The 13,085-nt window shown below is 57.1% G+C and carries 12 protein-coding genes; 6 read left to right on the forward strand and 6 right to left on the reverse strand.

Going from position 1 to position 13,085, the window contains the following annotated elements:
• Positions 1 to 82: 82 nt before the first annotated feature.
• The 4 genes from ABLO27_RS12645 to dnaK all read right to left on the reverse strand — a co-directional run bounded on the left by ABLO27_RS12645 (position 83) and on the right by dnaK (position 5,570).
• On the reverse strand, positions 83 to 1,219 hold the full coding sequence (locus tag ABLO27_RS12645; RefSeq protein ID WP_353033272.1) for a peptidoglycan-binding domain-containing protein: 1,137 nt from the start codon (positions 1,217 to 1,219) through the stop codon (positions 83 to 85).
• Between the two features lie 386 nt (positions 1,220 to 1,605).
• Positions 1,606 to 2,268, reverse strand: coding sequence for a class I SAM-dependent methyltransferase (locus ABLO27_RS12650; protein ID WP_353033273.1), 663 nt, complete (start codon positions 2,266 to 2,268; stop codon positions 1,606 to 1,608).
• 66 nt (positions 2,269 to 2,334) lie between these two features.
• Positions 2,335 to 3,462, reverse strand: coding sequence for a molecular chaperone DnaJ (gene dnaJ / locus ABLO27_RS12655; protein WP_353033274.1), 1,128 nt, complete (start codon positions 3,460 to 3,462; stop codon positions 2,335 to 2,337).
• 176 nt (positions 3,463 to 3,638) lie between these two features.
• Positions 3,639 to 5,570, reverse strand: a complete 1,932-nt coding sequence (gene dnaK, locus ABLO27_RS12660; protein WP_353033275.1) for a molecular chaperone DnaK — start codon at positions 5,568 to 5,570, stop codon at positions 3,639 to 3,641.
• A 366-nt stretch (positions 5,571 to 5,936) separates the two neighbouring features.
• Between dnaK and ABLO27_RS12665 the strand changes: the two genes are divergently transcribed.
• The 3 genes from ABLO27_RS12665 (at position 5,937) to ABLO27_RS12675 (ending at position 8,174) form a co-directional block, all read left to right on the forward strand.
• Complete coding sequence (locus tag ABLO27_RS12665; protein ID WP_353033276.1) at positions 5,937 to 6,788, forward strand: glycine-rich domain-containing protein; 852 nt, start codon at positions 5,937 to 5,939, stop codon at positions 6,786 to 6,788.
• 53 nt (positions 6,789 to 6,841) lie between these two features.
• A complete protein-coding gene (locus ABLO27_RS12670; RefSeq protein ID WP_353033277.1) occupies positions 6,842 to 7,465 on the forward strand; it encodes an alpha-ketoglutarate-dependent dioxygenase AlkB in 624 nt (207 codons plus the stop codon).
• A gap of 355 nt (positions 7,466 to 7,820) precedes the next feature.
• Positions 7,821 to 8,174 carry a low molecular weight protein tyrosine phosphatase family protein gene (locus ABLO27_RS12675; protein WP_353033278.1) on the forward strand — a complete coding sequence of 118 codons (354 nt, stop codon included), beginning with the start codon at positions 7,821 to 7,823 and terminating at the stop codon, positions 8,172 to 8,174.
• 76 nt (positions 8,175 to 8,250) lie between these two features.
• Here ABLO27_RS12675 and ubiB read toward each other — a convergent pair whose 3' ends face one another.
• Entirely contained in the window at positions 8,251 to 9,837 is a 1,587-nt protein-coding gene (gene ubiB / locus ABLO27_RS12680) for a 2-polyprenylphenol 6-hydroxylase (RefSeq protein ID WP_353033279.1), read from the reverse strand.
• A gap of 3 nt (positions 9,838 to 9,840) precedes the next feature.
• Positions 9,841 to 10,590 (reverse strand): bifunctional demethylmenaquinone methyltransferase/2-methoxy-6-polyprenyl-1,4-benzoquinol methylase UbiE, encoded by a 750-nt coding sequence (gene ubiE, locus ABLO27_RS12685; protein WP_353033514.1) that lies wholly within the window; start codon positions 10,588 to 10,590, stop codon positions 9,841 to 9,843.
• Between the two features lie 206 nt (positions 10,591 to 10,796).
• Here ubiE and mutM point away from each other — a divergent pair, with 206 nt between their 5' ends.
• The 3 genes from mutM (at position 10,797) to rpsT (ending at position 13,005) form a co-directional block, all read left to right on the forward strand.
• Complete coding sequence (gene mutM, locus ABLO27_RS12690) at positions 10,797 to 11,690, forward strand: bifunctional DNA-formamidopyrimidine glycosylase/DNA-(apurinic or apyrimidinic site) lyase (protein WP_353033280.1); 894 nt, start codon at positions 10,797 to 10,799, stop codon at positions 11,688 to 11,690.
• A 98-nt stretch (positions 11,691 to 11,788) separates the two neighbouring features.
• Positions 11,789 to 12,562 (forward strand): enoyl-CoA hydratase, encoded by a 774-nt coding sequence (locus tag ABLO27_RS12695; protein WP_353033281.1) that lies wholly within the window; start codon positions 11,789 to 11,791, stop codon positions 12,560 to 12,562.
• A gap of 176 nt (positions 12,563 to 12,738) precedes the next feature.
• Positions 12,739 to 13,005 (forward strand): 30S ribosomal protein S20, encoded by a 267-nt coding sequence (gene rpsT, locus ABLO27_RS12700; RefSeq protein WP_353033282.1) that lies wholly within the window; start codon positions 12,739 to 12,741, stop codon positions 13,003 to 13,005.
• The last annotated feature ends 80 nt before the right edge of the window (positions 13,006 to 13,085 follow it).

The raw sequence follows: 13,085 nt of genomic DNA on the forward strand, positions 1-13,085 counted from the left end.
CCAGTTCGCCGGCTGCCGAAACTTACGATGTGGACGCAACCCGTCTGTCGCGTCCACTTCAAACCCTCAAGCCGTACCGGTGCTAGAACAGGCTGGCGATGAAGCCTGGAATGCTTTTGACGGCATAGCTCCAATCATCCTTCCGCCATTTCGACATTTCATAGACGGAGTCGCCGAGGTCTTCGCCCATTTCGGCAAAAACTTTGGTCGGACCCTGCTTCATGCGGTCAACAAGACGGCTCAGGCGCGCCATGTCGATATTGCCGGTCTGGATAAGGTGAACCGTCCCGAGAACCAGCGTCGTCATGCTGTCGATGCCCGAGGCGCCAAGACCGATGGGATCACAGGCTCTGATGACCTTGAAAATCCTGGTGTTCTTGACCGAGCCCGGTGCAATTGCCTCAACAAGGCTCTGCAATCCCTCGACCATTCCGGCCCATGGAATGGCCTTGCCCATGAAGTGCTTGTACAGTTCGGACGTCCCGTAGAGGTAGTCACCCTGTTCGAACTTGTCCGCCACCTCGATCATCGTGATGACATGTCCGGCCATCCCGGCCTTGCTGCCGGCACTGCCGAGGAACCTGCCGAATTTCGACGTTGGTGACCCGATGGCATCAAGCGCACCGAATTGGCGTCCCTTCATGCCGGAAATCGCCTTCATCACATCCCGCGCTTCAGAAGTGGAAAATCCCCACTTGCGCATTTGCGACCAGGCCGCGATCACCTTTCGGGCATCCTCGGCACGACCAATCGAGCCAAGGAATTTCTTCATGTTGGGGAAGCTCTTGTCGATCAGCTCCCGTCTGAATTCATCAAATGCGGAGCTGTCTCCAATATTAGCCGCTTCTTTTGCCAGCAGTTTTTCCGCAGGCGTCAATCTATCGTCACGCTTGGTGTCATTCGCCACGGATACGGGATTTGCGGCGGGCGGAATGCACATGCGTTGCCAGATCGGTGCGGAGTTCGGGTCATTGAGCGCGCGGATGGTTCGATTGTCCGGATCAACCCGACCGTCAGGATAGCGCAAGCGAACAACGCTGGCCTGGAAGTCCTTGATGGTGCCTATCGTCTTGGAGCCTACCTTGCCGTCGACGGCCAACTCCTTCCGCGATGTTCCCATCAAAGCGTTCAGCCGCGTCTGAACCGTTTTCACGTCGAACATTTCGTTTTTGCCGAACCGGCCCACCGAGCCGGTAATACCGATACAGGAATTGATCATATTCACGAGATCCCATCACGTCTGAAGCCAGCCCGATGCAATTCGTCAGAGATATGAGAAAAGTACCACTTCGTTCTGTGACCACCGTCACCGTGAACACAGGTTTTTTTTGAAATCGTAATGCTGACTTCAAGAATTCGACCCTGAATCACGCAGCGGAACTCTGCATTTCATTTATGGTTATGTCAGATTACACACCGGGTCTGACGCAACAGCAACGTGACCAGAAGCAACCGATGGTTCGCTGCGCCCAACGTCGATTTCGCGCATTCAGATGTCAAACTTTCTGATTGCACTACAGTCTGTCACATAGGCAATGCAACGGGTCAAAGCGCTCTAACCGAGGCAATTTATGCAGTTGTATCAATGAGAAAACTGGATCGGGCCTAGTGGCCCTTGCGATACACCCAGACACGCGCAGGTGGCAAGTTCTTCCAGACCCACTCCGAGCTATAGATCGAAACAGCCCGGCTGACCGGTTTGACCGGAGCCACAAGGCCGTAGGAAAACTGGATGAAGGGCGCTCCGGGCTTCAACAGCCGGAAGGCATCTTCCAGCAAGGCCCGGCGTACCGGCTCGGGACGGGTCAGCAGCGGCAGTGAAGAAACAATACCATCGAGAGAATGGTCTTTTTCTCCCGCCCCGGAAAGAAAACCTCCAGGGGCCTTCAGCGTTTCCGCCAAGGCATAGGCGTCCCCTTGCAAAACCGGAAGGCCGGGATAGCGCAAACTCAAAAGTTCGCAGAATTCCGGGCTGTACTCGATCAGATTGAGGTGTTGGTGGGCCAACCCACGATCAAGAAGGGCCTTGGTGACAACACCCGTTCCAGGTCCCAGCTCAACAACGCGAGAATGCGGCCGTGGTGTCAGAAAAGACGCCATCTTTGCGGCCAGGTCCGGACCGGAAGGGGCAACCGCACCGGTTCGAAGCGGGTTTTGTGCCCAGGATCGGATGAACTTGACCTCGTCCAGAACCTTGGTCCTGACCAGATTCGCCTTGTTCAGCTTTTCCTTCAGGGCTTCGGCCCGTCCGCCGCTACGCTTGAGCATGCCACCTCCTCGTATTCGCTAGCAGAATATAGGAAGCTTCGCGGTCAGATGCTACCGGTTGCAGGCTCAAGCACCCAGATTATCGATGAAATCCTTCACCTTGGAGAAGAAACCGGCAGATTCCGGATGGTTTTCGCCGGAGGATTCTTTTTCAAATTCAGCAAGAAGTTCCCGCTGGCGCCGTGTCAAATTTGTCGGCGTCTCGACGGTCACCTGAATGTACATGTCGCCGTGCTGGCTGGAACGCATCACCGGCATGCCCTTGCCGCGCAGGCGGAACTGCTTGCCGGTCTGCGTGCCTTCCGGCACCTTGACCCGGCTGGTGGAGCCCTCAACGGTTGGAACGTCGAACTGACCACCGAGTGTTGCCGTCGACATGGAAATCGGCACGCGGCAATAAAGATCCGCCCCTTCCCGCTGAAACAGGTCATGCGGCTTGATGGACAGGAAAATGTAGAGATCGCCCGCAGGCCCGCCCCGAACGCCGGCTTCACCTTCTCCGGCAAGGCGAATGCGGGTGCCATCTTCAATGCCAGCCGGAATATTTACCGACAGAGTTCGGTCCTGGGTCTTGCGCCCGGATCCACCACAGCCTTCGCATGGGTCGGAAATTACCTGACCACGCCCCTGGCAGCTCGGGCAGGTTCGCTCGAGCGTGAAAAACCCCTGAGCGGCCCGCACCCGACCGGAGCCACCGCATGTGCGGCAGGTCGTCGGGCTTGTACCCGGCTTCGCACCGGATCCGGTGCATATGTCACAGGTGATGCTGGTCGGAACCTCGATTTCCACAGTCTTGCCGGCGAAAGCGTCTTCCAGCGTGATGTCCAGATTATATCGCAGGTCGGCGCCGCGTTCGCGGCCTCCGGAACGGCGTCCACCGCCGCCCATGCCGAAGAATTCTTCGAAGATGTCCGACATGGTGGAGGAAAAATCATTGGCACCGGCACCGCCGCCGCCAAAACCGCCATTTTCAAATGCCGCATGGCCGAAGCGGTCATAAGCTGCGCGCTTCTGGCCGTCTTTCAGCGTGTCGTAGGCTTCATTGACTTCTTTGAACTTGGCTTCGGCTTCCGTATCTCCCGGATTGCGATCGGGATGAAATTGCATTGCCATCTTGCGGTAAGCGCTCTTCAGCGCCTTGTCATCCGCATCGCGCGATACGCCCAGCACCTCATAGAAATCACGTTTGGACATCAAGATCTCTCGGTCTTGTTGTTGCGCCGCTGGCCGCCTGGAATAATCCGGCGCCATTTACGGCGAAAGCGCCGGACACAAGTGCCTTTTTCATAAGGCAATCAAGCAACCGGCGCCGGGAACCATTTCATAACCAAAAACAGCCAGCCGAAAACCGGCTGGCTGCAGCTTTACAGTTAAGCGGACTTCTTGTCGTCTTCGTCTTTGACTTCTTCGAAATCCGCATCAACGACATCATCGTCTTTTTCGGATGCAGCTTCTTCGCCTTCGCCGGCTTCACCGCCTTCAGCTTCGGCTTCCGCCTGAGCGGCCTGATACATGGCTTCGCCAAGCTTCATGGAAGCTTCGGCAAGCGCCTGTGTCTTGGCCTTGATGCCTTCAAGGTCTTCACCTTCAAGAGCAGACTTCAGATCTTCAAGAGCCGCCTCGATCGCGGACTTGTCGTCGGCAGATACCTTGTCGCCGTAGTCCTTGAGCGATTTGTCGGTGGAGTGGACCAGAGATTCACCCTGGTTCTTGGCTTCCACCAGCTCTTTGCGCTTCTTGTCTTCGTCAGCATGAGATTCAGCGTCCTTGATCATCTGATCGATGTCGCTGTCGCTCAGACCACCAGAAGCCTGGATCCGGATCTGCTGTTCCTTGCCGGTGCCCTTGTCCTTCGCGGACACGTTGACGATACCGTTGGCATCGATGTCAAAGGTGACTTCGATCTGCGGTACGCCGCGCGGCGCGGGCGGCAGGCCAACCAGGTCGAACTGACCGAGGACCTTGTTGTCAGCAGCCATTTCACGCTCGCCCTGGAAGACGCGGATGGTTACAGCCGTCTGATTGTCTTCAGCGGTCGAGAACACCTGGCTCTTCTTGGTCGGGATCGTCGTGTTGCGGTCGATCAGACGGGTGAAGACACCACCGAGGGTCTCAATACCCAGGGACAGCGGCGTAACGTCGAGCAGCAGAACGTCCTTGACGTCGCCCTGCAGGACACCAGCCTGGATCGCAGCACCCATGGCCACGACTTCGTCCGGGTTCACACCCTTGTGCGGTTCCTTGCCGAAGAAGTTCTTTACGGTTTCCTGGATCTTCGGCATACGGGTCATGCCGCCGACCAGAACCACTTCATCGATTTCACCGGCGGCGAGGCCAGCGTCTTTCAGAGCAGCCTTCATCGGGTTGATCGTGCGCTTGACCAGCTCTTCAACCAGCGATTCGAACTTCGCACGGGTCAGCTTCAAGGTCAGGTGCTTAGGACCGGAAGCATCTGCAGTGATGAACGGCAGGTTGACTTCGGTCTGGGACGAGGAAGACAGTTCAATCTTGGCCTTTTCAGCAGCCTCTTTCAGGCGCTGCAGAGCCAGTTTGTCCTGCTTCAGGTCGATGCCCTGGTCTTTCTTGAACTCAGAAGCCAGGTAGTCGACAAGGACCATGTCGAAGTCTTCACCACCGAGGAAGGTGTCACCGTTGGTGGACTTCACCTCGAAGACGCCATCGCCAATTTCCAGGATGGAAACGTCGAACGTGCCACCACCAAGGTCGTAAACCGCGATGGTCTTGCCGTCGTTCTTGTCGAGGCCGTAAGCCAGCGCTGCAGCTGTCGGCTCGTTGATGATACGCAGAACTTCAAGACCGGCGATCTTGCCGGCATCCTTGGTTGCCTGACGCTGTGCATCGTTGAAGTAGGCCGGAACGGTGATAACCGCCTGGGTCACGGTCTCGCCGAGATAGCTCTCAGCGGTTTCCTTCATCTTCTGAAGAATGAACGCGGACACCTGAGACGGGGAATATTTGTCGCCGTTGGCTTCAACCCATGCATCGCCGTTGTCTGCCTTGACGATTTCGAACGGAACAAGCTTCTTGTCCTTGTCGACGGTCGGATCGCTGTAACGACGACCGATCAGGCGTTTGACTGCGAAGAGGGTATTTGTCGGGTTCGTGACCGCCTGGCGCTTCGCCGGTTGGCCAACAAGACGCTCACCATCGTCGGAAAATGCCACCATGGAAGGTGTGGTGCGGGCGCCTTCTGCGTTTTCAATAACTTTGGAATCTTTACCGTCCATGACGGCGACGCACGAGTTGGTCGTGCCGAGGTCGATACCAATGACCTTTGCCATATCTGCCTCTCTTTCTAGCAAACCGGATAGACCCATGAAGGCGTCAGTCCGGCTCCTCTCACTTGGGTTCCGGGATTGCCCCGGACATCGCGCCCGAACATTAAGCTCAAGATTTGGCGCGAAGCTTGCCCGCTATATAGGTGGATGAAACTTTGCCTGCAAGACATCTGTTCACTGACATTTACAGGTTCTGCATGTCTTGACCGATTTTTCTTCCCAGAACGTTACCGGGGCGATCAAACTTGTCGCATTCCGGTTCTTTTTCAAACACGCGCGCTTGAGAGCGTGCGCTTCCCTCTTGTTATTGATTTTGCAACCAGGCGCATGCTCCAAGACTACGACCCGAAATCGCCAGCGAGACATTCCATGCAGGACCCCGAACTCTGGAACCGCGTCTGTTCCGCGCACCCCGACGCTCCTGAAGCTGATTTTCCGTTCTCAGCCCGGCTTGCGCGCGAGAATGGCTGGGCCCGCGACTATGCCTTGCGAGTGATCGGGGAATACCTGCGATTTGCCTATCTCAGCCAGATCAGTCCATCGGTGGTAACCCCCAGCGAGGATGTGGACCAGGTCTGGCATTTGCACCTGACGTTCACGAAGCACTATTGGGGGCCGTTCAAGGACGCCCTTGGAGGTGCCCTTCACCACATGCCGACAACTGGGGGTGCAGGACAAGCCGCATTCTTCCGCGAGGCATATGAAACAACGAAAGCGCTTTACGCCCACGAGTTCGGATCCCCTCCCCCAGAAGACGTCTGGCCAAGTGCGGATAACCGCTTCAGCAGAGGTGCCAGCTACCGTCGAGTGAACACGAATGATGTATGGCTCGTTCCAAAGCCTAACGTTCCGGGTGCTCTCTCCAAGACTTTCGGAAGGGCATGGAAAATCCGCAAAGCACTTTTCAGCGCAGTTCTCGCCCTGACTTCAATTCTGTTCGGCTCACAGATAGCTTTCGCCCACGGCGAGACTCCTGGCGACGGATTTCTCGAAAAGTTTTTCAACATGGTGGTGCACTGGATCACCGGTCACACGACAGAAATGCTGGTCGGAAGCGTCGTGTTCGCTCTTGTTGTGTTTGCCATTCTCAGCGAGCGGAGATCCAGGAGGCGCAGAGGATCTTCCAAAGATTCTTCATCGAATTATGGCGGTTGCAGTTCAAGCTCCGGTGGTTCCGGGGACTCCAGCGGTTGCAGCTCGTGTGGAGGTGGCGGAGACTGAAGCGATCGAGATTGAAGAAGCAGCAAACAAACCGGAAGTAACAGCGGGTGCCAATGCGGGAAATTGCAATCAGTGACCTCACGGGCCTTCGATATCTGCCGGAATACTTCGACCGGAACGCCCAAGAAGCGCTTCTGGAGGAGATCCGGCAAATCGTCGCAATAGCGCCGCTCTATCAACCGGTCATGCCAAAGACCGGAAAACCCTTTTCCGTCAGAATGAGCAACTGCGGGCCACTCGGTTGGGTGTCAGATATCAACGGCTATCGGTATCAACCCGTTCACCCCGGCTCTCGGCGCCCTTGGCCGGGTATTCCCGAAATACTGACCACGCTTTGGCACGACCTTGCTCCCGATGCTCCGGAGCCGGAAGCATGCCTCATAAACTTCTATGAACCGACAGCCAGAATGGGGCTTCACCAGGATCGTGACGAACAGACCTTTGACGCTCCCGTCATATCGGTCTCCCTGGGTGATACGGCCACATTTCGCGTAGGTGGCTCGAACCGAAAGGACCCGACCAAATCCTTTCGTTTGCAGTCGGGCGATGTGGTGGTTCTTGGCGGCGACGCACGGCTCGCCTTTCATGGCGTCGACCGGATCTTGAAAAACAGCTCGACACTTTTGAAAAACGGCGGGCGGATCAACCTGACCTTGAGGCGTGTCACCAAACCATGACCCTGCAGGCGAATGCCAGCGTTCTCTGTCGCAGAAACGCAACGGCTTCAATCATACTGCGGGCCTTTTCCGGATTGCGTTGAAAGCCATTCCTCAGTGTCGTAAAAAGAGTTCTCCTCGTGTTGCCGCGGCTGCTGACCACGACAACCTGAGGACAATTCAAATGACACACCCGGCAAACAAGAGTTTGCGGCGCTTAATTGCGCGCAAACATTCCAGACGCCGCTTTCAGCCCAAGCCGACTTGTGACGAATCCAAGCGGTGGAAGCTGATTTACCTTCGAAGCAACAAGCTGATCCGAGCCCGGAAAACCGGCAGGCTCTGGCCACATCCGAAAAAGGAATGGGACCTGCTCTTGGCTGACACCGCCCTCCTCAACGTTCTGTTTGTCTGCAGCCGCAATCAATGGCGAAGCCCGACCGGTGAAGCAGCGTTCCGCAACATGTCGGGCGTAGCGACACGATCAGCCGGCACAAGCCGCAATGCCCGCAGAACCGTGTCGATTGCCGACATCAGGTGGGCAGATCTGATCTTTGTCATGGAGGAAAAGCACGGCGCCAGACTGCGCGCCGAATTTCGACAGGCTGTTCAGCACAAGAAACTCCACGTGCTCGATATTCCCGATGAATACCGTTTCATGGACGCAGAACTGGTCGAGTTACTTGAGGAAACGGCAGGACCTGTTATCGAAGCAGCCCTGCAGGAATAGCAGTTTGTGCGCCCAAAGCGTTCGAGTTGCCCGCCCTTTCTTGAAATCGGGAGCAGGCAAGTTCATTTAATTTTGCTCAGAAGAACAGGACCTTTGCCGTCAGAGCAGCCAGCGAGGCTGCAATCACCCAGAGTGCGACGCGCCCTGACCGTGTGTGCCGGGCCTCGGACTTCCCGATCAGCTCCGCCGTTTCTTCATCGAACCGCAGCCCCTGCGTTGTCATCTTTTCCAACTCTCCGGACATGCGTCCGATGCGGTCGGCAAACAGCGGCAGGTCATTTGCCACCCGGGTGAGAGCGGATATGGCATCACCAGCGTCACGCAGCTTGCCGACAGGTCCCAGATGCTCCTTGATCCAGTCACCGACGACAGGTTCCGCCGTCTTCCACATGTCGAGGTTCGGATTGAGTGAGCGGGCGACCCCTTCCACCACCACCATGGTTTTTTGCAGCATGATCAGCTGGGTCTGGGTGCGCATCTCGAACAGTTCCGTGACCTCGAACAGCTGCGTCAGCAGCCGGGCCATGGATATTTCGCTGGCATCGTGACCGTGTATCGGCTCTCCGATCGCACGGATCGCCTGGGCGAACATGTCGACGTCCTGATCGGCCGGAACATAACCGGCTTCGAAATGCACTTCGGCGACCCGCTTGTAGTTGCGGGTGATGAAACCGAACAGGATCTCGGCAAGGAACCGGCGCTCACGCTTGCTCAACCTGCCAATGATGCCAAAATCAACGGCAACCAGTGTTCCGTCGGGTTCAACGAACAGATTGCCCTGATGCATGTCGGCGTGAAAGAAGCCATCACGCAGAGTGTGCCGCAGGAAGCTCTGAATGACTGCGGCCCCGAGTGCTTCCAGATCGTGCCCGTCTTCCCTGAGACCTTCGACATCCGACATCTTGCGGCCGCCGATCCATTCCATGGTCAGGACGCCCTTGCCGGTATAAAGCCACTCGACCGACGGAACACGGAAACCCGGATCGTCAGCGGTGTTCTCGGCCATTTCGGAGAGCGCAGCGGCCTCCAGGCGGAAATCCATCTCTATGGCTACGGATTGTGCCAGCGTGTCGACGACGGCAACGGGACGCAGACGCCTTGAGGGTGCGTGAAACCGTTCCGCCAGGCGGGCTACGAGATAGTAGCTCTGCAAGTCCCTTTGAAAACGGCGGGAAACGCCCGGGCGCAGCACCTTGACCGCGACTTTGCGCTCGTTTCCATCCTTGTCGCGAATGACGGCGGGATGCACCTGCGCGATCGATGCGGCAGCAACCGCTTCACCGAATTCAACAAACACCTCATCAACCGGTCGGCCCAGCAGGTCCGCGACAGCCGCTTTGGCTTCTTCGTGATCGAAGGCAGGCAGCTGGTCCTGCAGGGCGGACAACTCACGTGCCGCGTCCTTGCCAACCACATCGGCTCTGGTGGCCAGGAACTGTCCGAGTTTGACGTAGGATGGTCCCAACTTGTTAAGGGCATCGGACAGGCGCAGATTAGCGCTCTTGGTTTTGACCGCCCGCCGTTCGAGCAAGCGTGCCATGGCGATCGCCAGTCTGGGTCCGGTCGGCAGATCAGGCAGATACACAAGCCCGTAGACGCCTTCGCGCGCCATCACAAATCCCGCCCTTACCAGGCGAAAGAAAGGCATCACAGGAAGCGCCATCTACTAGAGTTTCCATCCCGAATGCAGGGCGGCGATACCGCCCGAATAGTTGCGGAAGCTTACCTTTTCGAAGCCGGCCTCCCGGATCATTTCGGCGAAACGCTCCTGGCTCGGAAACTTGCGGATCGATTCCACCAGATACTGGTAGGGATCAGCGTCGCCGGTCACCCATTTGCCCATGGCCGGAATGGCGTTGAAGGAAAAGGTGTCGTAGACCTTGTCCAGCAACGGAATGTCGACTTCGGAAAATTCCAGGCACATGAAGCGGCCGCCCCGCTTCAGGACGCGCCGTGCTTCCCGCAGAGCCTTCGGGATATCTGGTACGTTCCGGATGCCGAAGGCAATCGTATATGCGTCGAAGCTCTTGTCGGGAAACGGCAGGTCTTCCGCATTGCCCTGGCTGAAGGTGATCAGGTCCGAAAGCCCGGCCTTTTCGGCCCGGTCCCGTCCGACACCCAGCATCGATTCATTGATATCACATACAACGGCCTCGACCGTCTCGTTCGAGCGGCGCACGACCCGCGTCGCAATATCGCCAGTACCGCCGGCAACATCCAGAAGACGCCAGTTGGTCGATCCAGACTTGGGCGGGGCCAGATAGGACACCATTGCGTCCTTCCAGACCCGGTGAAATCCGCAGGACATAAGATCGTTCATCAGATCGTAACGATCAGCCACCTTGTGGAAGACATCATCCACGAGCGCCTGCTTGTGCCCTTCGGCCACCTTGGTGAAACCAAAGCTCGTGGGCATGTCTTCCGGGGACCGGTTGGTCGCGCCGCTCTGTCCTTGTGCCTGTTGCGTCATGAACGCCTCTCCTGGCGGATCTTCATATCAAACAATCTTCAATTTGCGGCGGACCATAGTACAAGCGCCTGGCAAGCGCTATGTTTGCCGATCGAAGAAACCCATATGCCGCAGGCCTATACAGCGCAAGCGAAGCGGAGACCAGCCCACAGATGCCTGAATTGCCGGAAGTTGAAACTGTCAAACGCGGTCTTGCACCGACTTTCGAAGGCGCGACCATTGTCACTGTCGACCAGAACCGGCCGGATCTGCGTTTCGCCTTTCCCGATCAGTTCGTCGATCGCCTCACGGGAGCTGAAGTCCGCGCGCTGTCTCGCCGGTCAAAGTACCTTCTTGCCGATACGAACCGCGGCGACGTTCTGGTAATGCACCTTGGTATGTCAGGATCGTTTCGGATTGAAAACGACAATTCGCAAGAGGCCCCTGGAGCTTTTGCGCACAAGAAAAGCAAGGACTCCAAACATGACCACGTCGTCTTCCACCTGAAGACCCGGAGCAACGGCAAGGCCCGGATCATCTATAATGACCCGCGCCGCTTCGGTTTCATGGATCTTATCCCCCGGCCGAAACTTGCCGAACACGCCTATTTCCGGGAACTCGGCCTGGAACCGCTTGGTAACGATCTGAGCGGGGAAACGCTGGCAAAACTCTTCGAAGGTCGCAAGTCGCCTCTGAAGGCTGCTCTCTTGAACCAGAAGCTGATTGCGGGCCTCGGCAATATATATGTGTGCGAGGCCCTCTGGCGCACCGGTCTCAGCCCGCGCCGGGCAGCCGGCACGCTTGTAACCAAAACAGGAAAGCCCTCGAAAAAGGCTGAAGACCTGGCGGCAAACATCCGCGCAACACTTCAGGATGCCATCAAGGCCGGTGGCTCGAGCCTGCGCGACCATACCCAGGCAGACGGCACACTCGGCTATTTTCAGCATTCGTTCGCGGTCTATGACCGGGAAGGAGATGCCTGCCGGACGCAAGGATGCTCCGGGACGATTGAACGAATCGTTCAGTCCAATCGCTCCACATTCTATTGTCCGAATTGCCAGTCCTGAACCGCGCCCTATCCAATCGGTCAACCTTGCAAGACCTACCCCGGTCGGTTAGGCATGATCCGAAGATTTGACATGTCCTGGCACTGGGAGTGGGCAATATGGGATATGAGAACATCCGCGTCGAAAAACGCGGAAAGGTTGGTCTGATCACGCTTGATCGGCCAAAGGCCTTGAACGCGCTAAATTCGGCACTGATCGCCGAGCTGGGCACGGCTCTGGACAGTTTCGATGCGGACGAGCGGATCGGCTGTGTCGTGATTACCGGATCGGAGAAGGCGTTTGCCGCGGGAGCGGACATCAAGGAGATGCTGCCGCACAATTTCTCGTCCGCCTACCAGACCGACCTGATCACGCCTTTTGATCGCGTCTCGCAGAACCGCAAGCCGATCATCGCCGCAGTCGCGGGCTACGCACTTGGCGGAGGCTGCGAGCTGGCGATGCTTTGCGACTTCATCATTGCTGCCGATACGGCCAAGTTCGGCCAGCCGGAAATCACGCTTGGCGTTATTCCGGGCGCAGGTGGAACACAGCGCCTCACCCGCTTTGTCGGCAAGTCCAAAGCCATGGACATGGTGCTGACCGGCCGGATGATGGATGCTGAAGAGGCAGAAAGAAGCGGCCTTGTCAGCCGGGTGGTTCCTGCAGATGAGCTGATGGAAGAAACCATGAAGGCTGCCGAAAAGATCGCCGACTTCTCCCTGCCTGTTGTCATGATGGCAAAAGAGAGCGTGGATCGGGCATATGAAACAACACTTTCGGAAGGCGTCCGCTTCGAGCGGCGCGTGTTCCAGGCCATGTTCGCCCTGGAAGATCAAAAGGAAGGCATGACCGCCTTCAGCGAGAAGCGTGCACCGCAGTTCCACAACAAATAATCTTCAGCGTTTCAACGATAAAGCCGTTGACGGAAGCGCCAAGCACGATTATAAGCAGCGCCCAATCGGTGGCGGTCTTCCGCCGCCGTTGTTTTTTGATCGGGTCATACGGCACTCGCGCCTTGGTCCCGATCGCCACCGGACATTAGTCCCAATTACCGATCAGGATTGAGCCCATGGCCAACACACCATCGGCCAAGAAGGCGGCCCGCAAGATTGCCCGCCGGACGGCCACGAACAAAGCTCGCCGGAGCCGCGTACGCACCTACCTGCGCAACGTTGAAGAAGCCATCGCTTCTGGCGATCAGAGTGCCGCAAACGAAGCCTTCAAGGCAGCACAGCCGGAAATCATGCGCGCAGCGACCAAAGGCGTCATGCACGCAAATACGGCTTCCCGGAAGGTTTCCCGCCTCAATGCCCGCATCAAGGCACTCGGCGCATAATTCTTCCGTCATATGACCGTTAAAAAGACCCGGCCTCAGTGCCGGGTTTTTTTTAGCCGCGCAATTTTGTGGATGAAGCA

The organism is Roseibium sp. SCP15 (assembly GCF_040329435.1).
GTDB lineage: Bacteria > Pseudomonadota > Alphaproteobacteria > Rhizobiales > Stappiaceae > Roseibium.